Source organism: Motiliproteus sediminis (assembly GCF_017912535.1).
GTDB lineage: Bacteria > Pseudomonadota > Gammaproteobacteria > Pseudomonadales > Balneatricaceae > Motiliproteus > Motiliproteus sediminis.
Map to the genome: position 1 here is coordinate 366,380 of NZ_JAERQK010000003.1, position 15,499 is coordinate 381,878.

Annotated in this window: 15 protein-coding genes; 14 read left to right on the plus strand and 1 reads right to left on the minus strand. The window is 58.7% G+C overall.

The features are described from left to right. Nucleotides 1-14 precede the first annotated feature (14 nt). Entirely contained in the window at nucleotides 15-2,306 is a 2,292-nt protein-coding gene (parC, locus tag JJQ76_RS08615) for a DNA topoisomerase IV subunit A (protein WP_210396368.1), read from the plus strand. A gap of 15 nt (nucleotides 2,307-2,321) precedes the next feature. On the opposite strand, the gene JJQ76_RS08620 is transcribed toward parC, so the two are convergent. Then, complete coding sequence (locus JJQ76_RS08620) at nucleotides 2,322-3,683, minus strand: HAMP domain-containing protein (RefSeq protein ID WP_210396370.1); 1,362 nt, start codon at nucleotides 3,681-3,683, stop codon at nucleotides 2,322-2,324. A gap of 139 nt (nucleotides 3,684-3,822) precedes the next feature. Here JJQ76_RS08620 and JJQ76_RS08625 point away from each other — a divergent pair, with 139 nt between their 5' ends. From JJQ76_RS08625 to lipA, 13 genes are read left to right on the plus strand one after another with little or no spacing between them, the layout of a single operon-like run. Continuing rightward, nucleotides 3,823-5,079 carry a glutamate-5-semialdehyde dehydrogenase gene (locus JJQ76_RS08625; RefSeq protein WP_210396372.1) on the plus strand — a complete coding sequence of 419 codons (1,257 nt, stop codon included), beginning with the start codon at nucleotides 3,823-3,825 and terminating at the stop codon, nucleotides 5,077-5,079. 1 nt (nucleotide 5,080) lies between these two features. Further along, entirely contained in the window at nucleotides 5,081-5,746 is a 666-nt protein-coding gene (gene nadD, locus JJQ76_RS08630) for a nicotinate-nucleotide adenylyltransferase (protein WP_343232505.1), read from the plus strand. A gap of 6 nt (nucleotides 5,747-5,752) precedes the next feature. After that, nucleotides 5,753-6,091 (plus strand): ribosome silencing factor, encoded by a 339-nt coding sequence (rsfS, locus tag JJQ76_RS08635; RefSeq protein WP_210396373.1) that lies wholly within the window; start codon nucleotides 5,753-5,755, stop codon nucleotides 6,089-6,091. 3 nt (nucleotides 6,092-6,094) lie between these two features. Then, on the plus strand, nucleotides 6,095-6,562 hold the full coding sequence (gene rlmH, locus JJQ76_RS08640) for a 23S rRNA (pseudouridine(1915)-N(3))-methyltransferase RlmH (protein ID WP_210396375.1): 468 nt from the start codon (nucleotides 6,095-6,097) through the stop codon (nucleotides 6,560-6,562). Between the two features lie 8 nt (nucleotides 6,563-6,570). Then, on the plus strand, nucleotides 6,571-8,445 hold the full coding sequence (gene mrdA, locus JJQ76_RS08645) for a penicillin-binding protein 2 (protein WP_210396376.1): 1,875 nt from the start codon (nucleotides 6,571-6,573) through the stop codon (nucleotides 8,443-8,445). Beyond that, the gene (gene rodA / locus JJQ76_RS08650; protein ID WP_210396377.1) at nucleotides 8,445-9,590 is read left to right on the plus strand and encodes a rod shape-determining protein RodA; all 1,146 of its coding nucleotides are present in this window, start codon (nucleotides 8,445-8,447) and stop codon (nucleotides 9,588-9,590) included. Before mrdA ends, rodA begins: the two co-directional genes overlap by 1 nt. Nucleotides 9,591-9,638: 48 nt before the next feature. Beyond that, nucleotides 9,639-10,649 carry a lytic murein transglycosylase B gene (mltB, locus tag JJQ76_RS08655; protein ID WP_246480487.1) on the plus strand — a complete coding sequence of 337 codons (1,011 nt, stop codon included), beginning with the start codon at nucleotides 9,639-9,641 and terminating at the stop codon, nucleotides 10,647-10,649. After that, complete coding sequence (locus tag JJQ76_RS18140) at nucleotides 10,634-11,461, plus strand: septal ring lytic transglycosylase RlpA family protein (RefSeq protein WP_281411971.1); 828 nt, start codon at nucleotides 10,634-10,636, stop codon at nucleotides 11,459-11,461. Before mltB ends, JJQ76_RS18140 begins: the two co-directional genes overlap by 16 nt. A 58-nt stretch (nucleotides 11,462-11,519) precedes the next feature. Next, complete coding sequence (locus JJQ76_RS08665) at nucleotides 11,520-12,674, plus strand: D-alanyl-D-alanine carboxypeptidase family protein (RefSeq protein ID WP_210396379.1); 1,155 nt, start codon at nucleotides 11,520-11,522, stop codon at nucleotides 12,672-12,674. 13 nt (nucleotides 12,675-12,687) lie between these two features. Continuing rightward, nucleotides 12,688-13,542: an aminotransferase class IV gene (locus tag JJQ76_RS08670; RefSeq protein ID WP_210396381.1), complete on the plus strand. Its 855-nt coding sequence runs from the start codon at nucleotides 12,688-12,690 to the stop codon at nucleotides 13,540-13,542. A 29-nt stretch (nucleotides 13,543-13,571) separates the two neighbouring features. Continuing rightward, the gene (locus tag JJQ76_RS08675) at nucleotides 13,572-13,838 is read left to right on the plus strand and encodes a DUF493 family protein (RefSeq protein WP_210396383.1); all 267 of its coding nucleotides are present in this window, start codon (nucleotides 13,572-13,574) and stop codon (nucleotides 13,836-13,838) included. Then, nucleotides 13,838-14,479, plus strand: coding sequence for a lipoyl(octanoyl) transferase LipB (lipB, locus tag JJQ76_RS08680; protein WP_210396385.1), 642 nt, complete (start codon nucleotides 13,838-13,840; stop codon nucleotides 14,477-14,479). Before JJQ76_RS08675 ends, lipB begins: the two co-directional genes overlap by 1 nt. Nucleotides 14,480-14,481: 2 nt before the next feature. Beyond that, nucleotides 14,482-15,456: a lipoyl synthase gene (lipA, locus tag JJQ76_RS08685; protein WP_210396386.1), complete on the plus strand. Its 975-nt coding sequence runs from the start codon at nucleotides 14,482-14,484 to the stop codon at nucleotides 15,454-15,456. Nucleotides 15,457-15,499 lie beyond the last annotated feature (43 nt).

A 15,499-nucleotide genomic window follows, 5' to 3' on the forward strand; every position in this document is an offset into this window, starting at 1 on the left:
ACGTTGAGAGATCAATGAGCAGTAGTATCGAGATTGACGAAGGCATCGAGCGCCTTTCGCTCAAGGAATACACCGAGAAGGCGTATCTGGATTACTCCATGTACGTCATTCTGGACCGGGCTTTGCCGCACATCGGTGACGGCCTCAAACCGGTTCAGCGACGCATCGTTTACGCCATGTCGGAGCTGGGACTCAAGGCGGGTGCCAAGTTCAAGAAATCCGCGCGTACCGTGGGTGATGTGCTGGGTAAGTTTCACCCCCACGGTGATTCTGCCTGTTACGAAGCGATGGTGCTGATGGCGCAGCCATTTTCCTATCGCTATCCCCTGGTCGATGGGCAGGGCAACTGGGGCTCGCCTGACGATCCTAAGTCCTTTGCCGCCATGCGTTATACCGAAGCGCGCCTTACGCCGTACTCCCAGTTGCTGTTGGGTGAGCTGGGGCAAGGTACGGTGGAATGGGGGCCTAATTTCGACGGTACCCTCAGCGAACCGCTGCTGCTGCCGGCACAGGTGCCCAACGTGCTTCTCAACGGCAGTACCGGTATTGCCGTGGGTATGGCAACGGATATTCCGCCCCATAATCTGCGCGAAGTGGTCAACGCCTGTCTGGCGCTGCTGGATAACCCGGATGCCACCCTGAGTGAGCTGGCCGAGCATCTGCCGGGGCCGGATTACCCCACCGAGGCGGAGATCATTACTCCGCGCGACGAGCTGCGAAAGCTCTACGAAACCGGCCGTGGCTCGGTACGGATGCGCGCGGTCTACGCCAAGGAGAGCGGCGAGGTGATCATCACTGCGCTTCCGCATCAAGTCTCGGGCGCCAAAGTGTTGGAGCAGATTGCGGCCCAGATGCAGGCCAAGAAATTGCCAATGGTGTCGGATCTGCGTGATGAGTCCGATCACGAAAACCCGACCCGCCTGGTCATTGTGCCGCGCTCTAATCGCGTCGATGTGGAACAGATGATGGCGCACCTGTTTGCCAGCACCGACCTGGAGCGAACCTATCGGGTCAACTTCAATATGATAGGTACCGATGGGCGCCCGGCGGTAAAAGATCTGCGGACACTGCTTGGCGAGTGGCTCGGTTTTCGCGTTGAAACGGTCACTCGACGATTGCAATACCGGCTGGACAAGGTGCTCGACCGGTTACATATCCTCGATGGCCTGTTGGTCGCGTTCCTTAATATCGACGAAGTGATCGCCATTATCCGCAATGAGGATAAGCCCAAGCCGGTGTTGATGGAGCGCTTCGGCATTACTGACATACAGGCCGAAGCGATCCTTGAGCTGAAACTGCGCCATCTTGCCAAACTTGAGGAGATGAAGATCCGTGGTGAGCAGGACGAGCTCGCCAAAGAGCGCAAGAAGCTGGAGGCGCTGCTGGGCTCCAAAGCCAAACTGCGCAAACTGATCAAGGATGAGTTGCAAGCAGCTGCTGAGCATTACGGGGATGACCGTCGTTCTCCCATCGTTGCGCGTGCGGAGGCCAAAGCGTTGAGCGAAGTGGACCTTCTTGGTGCTGATCCCATTACCGTGGTGTTGTCCAAGCAGGGCTGGGTTCGTGCTGCGAAGGGGCATGATGTTGATGCCGCCGCACTCAGTTATAAATCGGGCGACCAGTACAAGCTGTCGGCCAAGGGGCGAACCAATCAAAACGCCGTGTTCCTCGATTCCACCGGCCGGGCCTATAGCTTGCCCGCCCATACCCTGCCCTCGGCGCGCGGGCAGGGTGAGCCGCTGACCGGACGCCTGACGATTCCGAGCGGTGCTTCTATCGATGCGGTGCTGGTGGGTAAAGATGACGACCGGTACCTGCTGGCTTCCGATTCAGGCTATGGCTTCGTCTGTAAATACGCTGATCTGGTTGGCAAGAACCGGGCAGGCAAGGCGGTGTTAACCCTGCCGAAAAACAGCCGGGTGCTCTGTCCGCAGCCGGTTCGGGATGGTGCCAGTCAGCTGCTGGCGGCGGTGACCAACGAAGGTCGCCTGCTGCTGTTCCCAGTGGCTGACCTGCCGGCACTGGCGCGCGGCAAGGGTAACAAGATCATCAACGTACCCAGTGCGCGCGCGGCGGCGCGTGAAGAGTTTGTGGTCGCGGTCGCGGTGGTTGATGGTGACGACGGACTCACTATCTACGCTGGCAAGCGTCACCTCACCCTTAAACCCTCTGATCTGGAACACTACCGTGGTGATCGCGGGCGGCGTGGTAGCAAATTGCCCCGCGGTTTTCAGCGGGTTGACCGTCTGGAAGGTGCGGGCGAACTGGTCGAGCCCGATGATGGAACTGGCTGCGAGCTGGAGTAGCGTCGTGGCGCTCGTCTAGGGCTGTTTCAGAAAGTGTTCGGCTTGCTGGTCGATCAGGGTCTGATAGTCCGGGCCCAGGCTGGAGAGCAGGCGTGCCGGCTGCTCGAGTGAACGGCACTGGGCATCCTGAAGCAGCCGTTGCAGCAGTTGCGGCACACTGAATAGCTGCTCGTCCACGATCAGTTGGTTCGCTTCAACGGCGCGGCACAGCAGCGGGGCTTCCTGCAGCAGGGCGGCGAAGGATTCGTTGCCGCCCAGTAGTGCCATTTTGATGTTAGCAACCGGCTGCATCTGCCGGATGGCGCGCTGATTGGTGCCACGGTAAAGAGCGTTGAAAAGCTGTGCGGCACACAAGGCGTTGATGCCATGACTGTGCTCGTTGTCCAGTTGGTTGAATCCTACCCACCAGTTGCCCTCATCGTCGAGCTCAAACACCCCTTTGTACAGGTGGCTGACCTGCTCCAGGCTGCGGCGATAGGGCTCCAGAAGCCGGGCCCGTTCATCGGCGGTGAGGTTCTCACTCGCGGTGCTGCAATGGTCCACGTAGAACAGATAGTGGGCAGCGGGGGATAGCGAGGATGGTGAATGACTGGCGTCGGTTGTTGCCGTTTGGGTGGCGGCATCGCTGCAGTGGCTGTCGCCAGCAGCGACCGGCGAAGCTGCCGGGGTCTCGGCGGCGGTTGCGAGAGCGGGGGGGGCTTCAGTTTCAACTTCGGGCTCGGGCCGGGCAAAGCGCTGATTAAGATTGGCGGCGATGCGGCCGAGTTCATCTGCACCGCTCTGGCGCAGGGGAGTGATGCTGTCGCCGTGAAGGAGCTCGTCCGTTGCGCGCACCAGCTCCGCCAGCGGGGCAGCAAAGCGGCGCAGGTAGACAAACAGCACCAGCCAGCAGCCAAGCACAGTGGTGATGGCGGCCAGCGACGTGCGGTAGAACGCCAGCGACAACTCCTGTGCCAGTGGTCCGCTGTCCAGATAAAGTTGAATCTCGCCCAGTTCTGTACCGTTGAGGGTTATGGGCGTGTTATGCGGTGTCTGTTGCCGGTTGCCAGCCTGGGCCAGTGGTTCACCGCTGGCATCAACGATGGTAACGCCGCTGATTTGTGGGTGCTCGATCAACTGGTTGGCCGTTACCGTCAGGCTAACCCAGTCCTTGGAGAGTATCTGGGTGGCTGCAACCTGAGCGCTTTGGCGCCCCAGTTGTTCGCTCAGCTGTTGCTGTTGCTGGCCGCGGTAGCGCTGCATTTCGTGATCGAACAGGGTAGTTGTCAGCACTAGGCTGAGCCCCAGACAGACCGCCAGCAGTCCCAGAATTTTGACGCTCACCGGTAAGCGGCCAAAGCGTTCAAAAAGCGCGTGCTGTGGTAAGCCGATCTTCATGCCTGGGGGGAGTCCTGTGTGATGTTCCGCGCATCATAGCAAGAGCCTTCCAATGGGTTAAGGGCAGGTTCGGAATAAGGCGTACAACGGGGGAGATGATCGCGTTATAATCGCCGCAATGTGAGCAAAAGGTGGGTCGATGGACGTCAAAGACTACATGACACGAATGGGGCAGCAGGCGCGTGAGGCGGCTGTTGCATTGGCACGGGCGAATACTGGCCTCAAGAACAAAGCCTTGCTGGCGATGGCCGAAGCCATTCATGAATCGCGCGACGCGCTGATCGCCGCTAACGTACGCGATCTGGAAGCGGGCCGGGCCAGCGGTTTGGACGCGGCGATGCTGGATCGACTGGAGCTGAACCAGGAACGGATTGACGGCATGGTCGAAGGCCTGCGACAGGTCGCGGCACTGCCGGACCCGGTGGGCGGTATCACCGATATGAACTTCATGCCATCGGGCATCCAGGTGGGCAAGATGCGGGTACCTCTGGGGGTGATCGGGATCATCTATGAATCTCGTCCTAACGTAACTGCGGAGGCGGCGAGCCTGTGTCTCAAGTCAGGAAACGCAACTATTCTGAGGGGCGGATCGGAAGCGATTCACTCCAATCAGGCAATTGCGGCCTGTATTCGCCAGGGATTGAGTACTGCCGGGCTGCCGGAAACCGCGGTACAGGTGGTTGAAACCACTGATCGTGCTGCGGTGGGTGAGTTGATCACCATGCCGCAGTATGTCGATGTGGTGGTGCCGCGCGGCGGCAAGGGGCTGATTGAGCGTATCAGTCGCGACGCACGGGTTACGGTGATCAAACACCTCGATGGCATTTGTCACGTCTATCTCGATGCCGAGTGCGATCGCGACAAGGCGCTGTCGATCGCGCTCAACGCCAAGACCCATCGTTACGGTACCTGTAACACCATGGAAACACTGCTGGTTCATCGCGCGGTGGCGGCGTCGCTGTTACCGGATCTGGCCGGTCTGTACGCAGAGAAGAGCGTGGAGCTGCGTGGCTGTGCCGCCACGGTTGAGCTGCTCAAGGATGCAGTGCCCGCCAGTGAAGAGGACTGGAGCACCGAGTATCTGGCACCGGTACTGGCGATCAAACTGGTCAACTCCATGGATGAGGCGATCACACATATCAACCGTTACGGCTCGCATCACACCGATGCGATCGTCACCGAAAACTACACCCTGGCGCGGCGTTTTCTGACCGAGGTGGATTCCAGCTCGGTGATGGTCAATGCGTCTACCCGTTTTGCCGACGGTTTCGAGTATGGGTTGGGTGCCGAAATCGGTATCTCCACGGACAAAATTCACGCGCGTGGCCCGGTCGGACTGGAAGGTCTGACTTCACAGAAATACGTGGTTCTGGGTGACGGACATATCCGCCAATAACGTGTCGACTGATACAAGGCCTTCGCTGGTGGCCATGATGGGGGGGACCTTCGATCCCGTTCATCATGGCCATCTGCGTACTGCACTGGAGCTTCGAGATCGGCTCCACCCAGACCGGCTCCATTTAATTCCCTGTCACCGGCCGGTACACCGAGATCGGCCCTCCATCAGTGCCCAGCAGCGCTTGCGAATGGTTGAGCTGGCCATTGAGGGAGAGTCTGGCTTGCTGGCCGATGATCGCGAGCTGCGCTCTGACCGCCCTTCCTACAGTGTCGATACGCTGGGGTCGTTACGGGCAGAGTTAGGACCGGATTGTGCGCTAGCCATGGTCATCGGCACTGATGCCCTGCTGGGTTTGCAGAGCTGGCACCGCTGGGAGGAGCTGCTGCAGTTGGCCCATATTGTGGTTGTGCGCCGCCCTGGCTGGGTGTTGTCACCTGACCACCCGCTGGCCGATTGGGTTGTTTGCCACCAACTTTCGGATCCGGCGGATCTGCGACGACGGCCGGCGGGGGGCGTGCTGTGGCAGGAGTTTACCCCGTTGGCAATATCGGCGACCCAGATACGGGAGGTGATCGCTCGTGGCGGTTCGCCTCGCTACTTAATACCAGACTCGGTTTGGCGTTTTATTCGCGAGCAGGGTCTTTATGTTACTTCTCACGACTGAGGGTTTATGCAAACAGAAAAGTTGATCCAGTTGGTGGAAACCACTCTGGAAGAGATTAAGGCGCGAGATCTTCTTGTGCTTGATGTACGTGGAAAAAGCAGCGTGACCGACTTTATGGTTATCGCCAGTGGCTCTTCCAATCGTCATGTTCGCTCCGCCGCTGAAGCGGTGGTATGCGCCGCCAAGGACGCCGGTGAAATTCCCATGGGGGTTGAGGGCACTGACGGTGGTGAGTGGGCGCTGGTGGATCTGGGTGATGTGGTGGTTCATGTCATGCAACCGACCACACGTGCGTTCTACGATCTTGAGCGTTTGTGGGGACCGGACGCCATCGAAGAGGCCTGAAACATGCGGATTCGCTTGCTGGCGGTGGGAACCCGGATGCCGCGCTGGGTGACCAATGGCTATGAAGAGTACGTCAAACGCCTGCCGGCGGAACTGAGTCTCGAACTGGTGGAGCTGAACCTGGGGCACCGGGGGAAAAATGCCGATACCGCCCGCGCTATCGCCCGCGAGGGTGACGACATGCTGGCCGCTATCGGCAAAGGCGACCGGGTGGTCGCGCTGGATGTCAAAGGCAAAGCCTGGAGTACGGAACAGTTGGCTACCCAGCTTGAGGTCTGGCAGATGGACGGGCGCAACATCAGTCTGCTCGTTGGCGGCCCGGACGGCTTGGACTCCCGTGCCTTGGCGCTGGCTGAGCAGCGTTGGTCGCTGTCGCCGTTGACCCTCCCGCATCCGCTGGTTCGGGTGTTGCTGGCGGAGCAACTCTATCGCGCCTGGACTATCACCAAGGGTCACCCCTACCACAAGTAGCCATATTCATGCGTCGTCACTCCCCCATCAAAGACCATCTCAGTGAGCGCCGGACGTTCGCCAGTCGCACCCTGTTGGCGTTTGCCGTAGTAGTGCTGCTGATGGGTGCACTGGCTGCGAGGATGGTCTATTTGCAGGTGTTCGAACATGATCGCTATGCCACCATCTCTGATCGCAACCGGGTTCAGCTGGAGCCTATCGCTCCAACTCGCGGGCTGATCTACGATCGCAACGGGCGACTGTTGGCTGACAACCGGCCCACCCATAATCTCAGCATTGTGCGCGAACGTACCGATGATATTGACGCCACCATCGCCGAGCTGGCGCAACTGGTACCAGTGACCGAGCGCGACATCGCCGGCTTTCACAAGCGCTTGCGCGAACGGCGGCGACCCTATGAGCCGGTGGTGTTGAGATTTCGCATGAGTGAGGCCGAGATCGCCCGGGTTGCGGTCAATTTTCATCGCCTACCCGGGGTACAGATCGATGCCGATCTGACCCGCTACTACCCGTATGCCAGTTCGCTGGTGCACGCCCTGGGCTACGTGGGGCGAATCAATGAGCGGGAGCTGGAGCGTGTTGACCAGCAGAACTACAGTGCTACCCATCACATCGGTAAGCTGGGAGTAGAAAAGTTCTACGAGGACCGCCTGCATGGAAAGGTCGGCCTGCAAAAGGTGGAGACCGACGCCCGGGGCCAGATTCTGCGTGTGCTCGAGCGGGAGGACCCCCAACCGGGGCAAGATATCCGCCTGCATCTGGATATCGAGCTGCAGCTGGCAGCGGAACAGGCCCTTGGCGAGCAGCGGGGGGCGGTGGTAGCCCTTGATCCACGTACGGGCGGAATTCTGGCCTTGGTAAGTCATCCCGGCTACGACCCTAACCTCTTTGTTACCGGCATCAGCGGCCGGGATTACCGCGCGCTGCAACAGTCGGAAGACCTACCCCTGTTCAATCGTGCCATCCGGGGACGTTATCCGCCGGCATCAACGATCAAGATGATGGTCGGATTGGCCGCCATTGACAGTGGCACCGTCAGCCCCGCGTATACCATTTCAGACCCCGGTTGGTACCAGTTGACCGAGGGTGGGCGTTACTACCGCGACTGGAAGCGCTGGGGGCATGGTAAGGTCAATCTAAAAACGGCGATCGCCGAGTCCTGCGATACCTATTTTTACGATATCGGCCACCGGATGGGGGTAGACCCCATGTCCGATTATTTGGGGCGTTTTGGCTTCGGCCGGGTTACGAGTCTTGATCTGCCTGAAGCCAACGGCGCGATTTTACCGAGCAAGGAATGGAAACGACGAGTCCGCGGGCGGCCCTGGTACACCGGCGATTCCCTCAACCTGAGCATTGGCCAGGGCTTTATGGTGGCGACTCCGCTGCAACTGGCTACCGCAACCATGGTGATTGCTAATCGGGGACGGTGGGTTAACCCGCGCATGCTGCAACGAGTAATTGATGAACCGGAATTTGAACTGCCTGTGCCAGAGCGCAAACAGTTGGCGGACGTGCAGTTGAAGAGGGATGGCTACTGGGATCACATCATCACCGCCATGGAGGAGGTGATGCACGGTGAGCACGGTACTGCGCGCCGCTCGGGTCAGGGGGCGGATTACCGTATAGCCGGCAAAACCGGTACCGCGCAGGTGGTCGGGATAAAACAGGACGAAGAGTACGATGCCGAGGCGCTGGCAGAGCGGTTGCGCGATCACGGCCTGTTTGTCGGCTTCGCACCCTCGCGAGATCCGCAGATTGTCGTTGCGGTAGTGGTGGAGAATGGTGGTGGTGGCAGCAGTGCCGCGGCGCCGGTCGCGCGTGAACTTTTTGACTTTTACATGCTCCGACAGAAGGATGTTCAGTTGGCGGATCAGGGCTGATGAATTACCGCGATTTTCAAAGGACGATGCCGGAAGCCGCCGTTGATCTGCGCCGTGGTCGCAGTCTGTGGTCCTATACCCATCTTGATTTTATTCTGCTGTCGCTGCTGCTGCTGTTGGCAAGCTACGGCATTTTCGTGTTTTACAGCGCATCCGGACAGAGTGTCGCGGCCGTAGAGCGTCAACTCATCCGTTATGGGGTCGCGTTTGTTGTGATGATGCTTATCGCCTGCATCAATCCGCGCCACTTTCGCCGCGCCGCGCCGTGGCTGTTTGTGATCGGTATCGGCACCTTGATAGCGGTACTGCTGGTCGGAGTCGGTGCCAAAGGTGCGCAGCGCTGGCTGCAACTGCCGGGATTGCCCCGCTTTCAGCCGTCGGAGCTGATGAAGTTGATCGTGCCGATGACCCTGGCGTGGTACTTTGCTGAAAAGCCTCTGCCTCCGAGTCTGCGCCATGTGGGAGTGATTCTGGTGCTGATGGCGATGCCGGTACTGTTGATTGCAAAACAGCCGGATCTCGGAACTTCGCTGTTGATCGCGTCCAGCGGCATATTTGTCATTTTGTTGTCAGGTATCCTGTGGCGCTATGTACTGGCCGCCGCCGCGCTCGCCGCTGCCAGCGGCCCCCTGCTGTGGATGGTGATGCGTGACTATCAGCGCCAGCGGGTGCTCACCTTTCTGAACCCGGAAAGTGACCCCCTTGGGGCTGGCTGGAACATTATCCAATCGAAAACGGCGATTGGATCCGGCGGCATTTATGGTAAAGGATGGCTTAATGGCACCCAGTCGCAGCTGGACTTTCTGCCTGAAAGCCACACTGACTTCATCATCGCGGTACTGGCCGAGGAACTGGGGTTAATGGGCGTGCTGGCGCTGTTGGCTATCTATCTCTGTATTATCGCCCGGGGGCTCTATATTGCTGCCAATGCACAGGATACCTTCGGTCGCTTGCTGGCCGGCAGCCTGTCACTGACATTCTTTGTGTATGTGTTCGTTAACATCGGTATGGTTAGCGGCATCTTGCCGGTAGTCGGCGTGCCGTTGCCTCTGGTGAGCTTTGGTGGCACCTCCATTGTTACTTTGCTGGCCGGTTTTGGCATCATCATGTCTATCCATACTCATCGCACTATGGTTACTCGCTAAATGGTTACTCGCTAAATGTTACCCGCTGAATAGGGAGGGTCGGTCTGAATGCGATTTTTTTACCCCAAACCGGTTAAACGGAACACTCTGCCGGGCATGCTGCTGGGATTGTGGCTACTCAGCCCGGGTGCTGTTGTTGCTAGTTACAGTGATAGCCCACAGGCCCGGGCCTTTGTCGATAAAATGGTCGGCGAAGGATTTGACCGCTCCTACGTCGAACAGCTGCTGAGTGATGCCCAGCGGCAGGACTCTATCATCAAGGCGATCTCCCGACCGGCTGAAAGGGTCAAAAGCTGGGGTGAGTACCGCGATATCTTTATCCAGCCAAAACGGATCGAGCGCGGTGTAGCGTTTTGGAAAGAGCATGCCGATACCTTGCAGCGCGCCAGTGATACCTATGGGGTACCGGCCGAGATCATCGTGGCGATTATCGGGGTTGAAACCCATTATGGGCGCATCACCGGCAACTACCGGGTGCTGGATGCGTTAGCCACGCTGGCATTCGATTATCCGCCAAGGGGGGCTTTTTTTGAGGGTCAGCTGCGCGAGCTTCTTTATCTGCTCCGGGAGGAGCCGCTGGAGGTGGCATCGCTGAAGGGCTCCTACGCCGGAGCCATGGGGTTTGGCCAGTTTATCCCCAGCAGTTACCGCAACTACGCGGTTGATTTTGATGGCGATGGCAAGCGTGACATTCTTACCAACCCGGTCGATGCCATCGGCAGCGTGGCCAACTATTTCAAGCGCCACGGCTGGTCAGCCGGGGCCCCGGTAACGGTGAGGGCAGAAGTGAGCGCCGGTGCTGACCCTGCACAGTTCAACGGTTCACTGAAACCGGAAATCAGCGTGGAGCAGTGGCGCCAGCGGGGCGTGCGTCCCACCGTGCCTGTGGCCGCTGATACCCAGGCTACTGCGATGCGGTTGGAGATCAACCAGGGCGAAGAATACTGGTTGGGACTGCCGAATTTCTATGTGATCACGCGCTACAACCACAGTCATCTCTATGCCATGGCAGTCTATCAACTGAGTCAGGCGATCCGGGACCAATGGCAGCAGTCCTGAAGCGAGCTGCCGCGGTTGCCCTGATGCTCGGGCTGGCCGCCTGCTCCGGCCAGCCGCCGTCACGTTATGCCATCGACCAGGATCATGGCCCGGCAGGGACTGTGGACCTGTCGCATGTGCCGGACGCTGTACCGCGGCTAGAGCCGCTCAGTCGCGGTGGAAATCGGTCGCCCTATCAGGTGCTTGGTCGCCATTACGAGGTGCTCGCCAGCAGCGACGGATTCAGCGAGCGAGGTGTCGCCTCCTGGTACGGCAACAAGTTTCACGGCCACAAAACCTCCAATGGCGAAGTGTATGATATGTATGCCATGAGCGCGGCCCATAAACATCTGCCACTGCCCACCTACGTGCAGGTAACCAATCTGGAAAACGGTCGTCAGGTGGTGGTGCGGGTTAACGATCGTGGCCCGTTCCATGATGGACGCGTGATCGATCTCTCTTACGCGGCAGCTTTCCGCTTGGGTATGTTGGAGCGGGGAACGGCGAGGGTTGAGCTGAGAGCAATCAATCCCCGTCAATGGCTTACCGATCAGGCCGCGGCAGGGCGTGCGGCAGCGGAACCGTCCGCTGGGCTGCCGGTCACAATGCTGCAGGTGGGAGCGTTTTCCAGCCGTGCCGCAGCCGAGTCGGTGCAGCGCCGCGCTCAGTCACTGCTACCTGGTACACCGGTGCGTGTCAGTACGAGTGATGAGCCCCGTCCGCTCTATCGGGTGCGGGTCGGGCCGTTGGCACCGGAAACGTCCAGCGCTGATGTTGAAGCGCTGCTAACGGCGGCCGGGTTGCCGCCGGTGGCCGTGGTAGACTTGCCCTGAGCCATTGGTTACAGTTATCGCCTTCTCTCGTTATCACCCCCTAAATAGTCGTTTTATTATGAGAATTTTCGTCAAGCTTAGTGTTCTTATCAGCATTCTGTTTACTGCTGTCGCGTCCTCTGCGGCGCCGGTTTTAATCCCCGCTCCGCCCAGTCTGGCGGCGTCTGCTTACGTTCTGATGGATGCCGAGACCGGTAAAGTCCTGGTGTCCAGCAACGAACACGAAAAGCTGCCGCCGGCGAGCTTGACCAAACTGATGACCAGCTATCTGATCGACTATGAGTTGGAAAAGGGCAGTATCAGCAAAGATGATCTGGTGTTGGTGAGTGAAAAAGCGTGGCGCACCCAAGGTTCGCGCATGTTTATTCGCGAGGGCACCCAAGTGAAAGTCAGTGACCTGATGAAGGGGATTATTATCCAGTCAGGCAACGACGCCAGCGTCGCCATGGCAGAACATATTGCCGGTAGCGAAGGCGCCTTCGCCGACTTGATGAACCAGCATGCGCAGCTGCTGGGTATGCGCAACTCACATTTTGAAAATGCCACCGGGTTGCCGGCTGACGATCACTTTACCAGCGCCTACGATCTGGCTCTGCTAGCGCGCGCAATTATTCGTGATTATCCCGAGCACTACGGTATTTACGCTGAGAAGTACTTTACCTATAACAAGATTCGCCAGCCTAACCGCAATAAACTGTTGTGGCGTGACAGCACCGTTGACGGTCTCAAAACCGGTCATACCGATGCGGCGGGTTACTGTCTGGTGGCTTCGGCAGAGCGTAACGGCATGCGCCTGATCTCCGTGGTTATGGGTACCAGCAGTGAAGAGGCGCGAGCGCAGGAAAGCCAGAAACTGCTGGCGTACGGCTTCCGCTACTACGAAACGGTCCAACTGTACCAAGCCAACGAAGTGCTGAATCAGGCCAAACTCTGGGCTGGTGTTAAAGATAGCGTCGAGCTGGGGGTCACCACGCCGATTTCAGTGACCATTCCCCGTGGGCAGAGCAGCGCCATGTCCGTGGCACTCGATCTCGACTCTGTGATCAAGGCCCCCGTCTCTCGCGGCGACAGTTTTGGTACCGTTAACATCACTCTCAACGGTGAGCCGATTCTGGATACCCCGGTGGTGGCGTTGGAAGGCGTCGAAGAGGGCAGTCTGATGAAGCGTATCTGGCACGCGATCCTGCTCTTTTTCTACAGCCTGATCAGCTAACGCGGACACGCTCATGAGCGAGACGGTGTTCCTGAACGGGGCTTACCTGCCCCGTGAACGGGCTCTGGTTTCCGCCTTTGACCGCGGTTTTCTGTTTGCGGACGCCGTCTATGAGGTGATTCCCTTTTACGCCGGTAAGGGATTCCGGCTGGTGGAACATGTGGAACGTCTGCAGCGCAGTCTGCGGGCGGTCGCAATCGCTGATCGGCTGGATTGGGCGGCTCTGTGTGAAGAGCTGGTGGCACGCAACGGCGGCGGTGATCAGGCGGTTTATCTTCAGGTTACCCGCGGCTGTGAGGCCCAGCGTAATCACCGCTATAGCGAGGGACTGGAGCCAACGGTATTTGCCTATTGTTACGCGATTCCGGCCGCGTTAGAAGGTGATCCCGAGCGGGTCGCTGGGATAACTGCCACCTTAATCGACGATATCCGCTGGCAGCGTTGCGACATTAAGTCCACCGCGCTACTGGCCAATGTGATGATGTTGCAGCAGGCGCTCACTGCCGGAGCTCAGGAAGCGATACTGGTTCGTGACGGCCTGTTAACTGAAGGCTCGGCCTGCAATGTATTGATCGTGGAGCAGGGGGGGATTGTAACGCCTGCCAATGGCCCGTTTATCCTGGGCGGAACAACCCGCGATCTGGTGCTTGAGTTGGCCACGGCAGACGGCATTTGCTGCCGTGAAGAGGCAGTGGCGGTGGAGCGGGTGAAATGCGCTGATGAGATTTGGATCACCAGCTCCACCCGCGGTATTGTGCCGGTGCTGCGGCTCGATGACCAGCTCGTGGGCACAGGACGTAAAGGGCCGCTTTGGGCCCGAGTGGCGAACCTGTATCGCCAATTTGAACAACAGGTCCGGCAAGCCTAGTCGTACCTCCACAGCAGTGTTAGACAATCATGAGTAATCCCGACGCTCCCAAAATTGAGTTTCCCTGCGCCGCGTACCCTATCAAGGTGATCGGCCGCAATCAGGTTGGCTTTGAGAAGCTGGTGATCGACGTTATCAGTGTGCATGCCAGCGATGTTAATCACACTGGCGCTCAAGCCAGTAGTAATGGCCGCTTTGTCTCCGTACGTTGCCACATCACGGCCACCGGGCCGGACCAGTTGAAAGCGATCCACAAGGCATTGATGGCGACCGGCTTGGTACAGATGGTTATCTGATGACCAGGGTGATTATCCGTGAGCTCGGCCTGCAACCCTATGAACCGGTACTTGAGGCTATGCGTGCGTTCACCGCACGGCGGGGCGAATCAGACCATGACGAAATCTGGCTGCTGCAGCATGCTCCGGTGTTTACTCAGGGTCAGGCGGGCAAGGCCGAGCACCTTCTGGCGCCCGGCGACATCCCCGTGGTGCAGGTTGAGCGTGGTGGTCAGGTGACCTATCACGGCCCTGGGCAACTGGTGGCTTACCTGCTACTGGACCTGAAACGGCTCAAGCTCGGAGTGCGCGAACTGGTGACACTGATGGAAGAGGCGGTGGTTGCGGTACTGGCCGAGTATGGGATTGAGGGCGCTGCCAAACCTGATGCCCCCGGCGTCTACGTTAACGGTGACAAGATCGCCTCGCTGGGACTACGGGTTCGTCGTGGCTGCAGTTTTCACGGTCTGGCGCTGAACGTAGATATGGATCTGCGCCCCTTTGAGCGGATCAATCCCTGTGGTTACGCTGGCCTTAGAATGACCCAACTGAGCGCCTGTCGCGCCGGCGTTGAGGTTGCTGACGTGAGCGCTCGGCTGGTGGAATACTTGACCAGCCGCTTAGGGTATACTTCCACTCTTTTGCAACATCATCTGGATTAACGATGTCTGAATCCAACAAGAGCTCGGTCAAGGTCGAGCAAGGCGTTAAGCTGCGCGGCGCAGAAAAACTGGCGCGCATTCCCGTCAAAGTGGTTCCAAGCGAGCGCGATGCCATGCGCGGCAAGCCCGACTGGTTGCGGGTGCGTATGCCCGCGTCGCCTGAAGTGAATCGTATCAAGCAACGGTTGCGTCATCACAAACTGGCCTCCGTTTGCGAAGAAGCCAGCTGCCCGAACCTGGGCGAGTGCTTCAGCAAAGGTACAGCTACCTTCATGATCATGGGCGATATCTGCACCCGCCGCTGCCCCTTCTGCGATGTTGCTCACGGGCGCCCGAACCCGCTGGACGACAAGGAACCATTGGAGTTGGCTCAGGCTATTGCCGACATGCAGTTGAAATATGTGGTGATTACCTCGGTCGATCGTGATGACCTGCGCGACGGCGGGGCTGCCCACTTTGGTCGCTGTGTTACCGAAACCCGGGCGTTAAGCCCCGGGATCGAGGTCGAAATTCTGGTGCCGGACTTCCGCGGCCGTATGGAACCCGCGCTGGAAGCGTTGCAACAGACGCCTCCGGATGTATTCAATCACAATCTGGAATCGGTGCCGCGCCTGTACAAACAGGTCCGCCCCGGCTCAGACTATCAGTGGTCATTGGATCTGCTGAAGGCGTACAAAGCTCGTTGCCCGGAAGTGACCACTAAGTCCGGGTTGATGGTGGGTTTGGGTGAATCAAACGACGAAATCGTCAAGGTGATGGAAGACCTGCGTGCCCACGACGTGGACATGCTCACCATCGGTCAGTACTTGCAGCCGAGTCGTAACCATCTGCCAGTGGATCGTTTTGTCCATCCGCAGGAGTTTGATGAGTTTAACCGTATCGCCAAAGAGCTGGGTTTCAAGCACGCAGCTTGTGGTCCGCTGGTGCGCTCCTCTTACCATGCGGATAAACAGGCCCATGGAGAACAGGTGAAATAACCGCGGCTGGATAGCACGGTATAGCTAATAGCTCAAAAGGGCG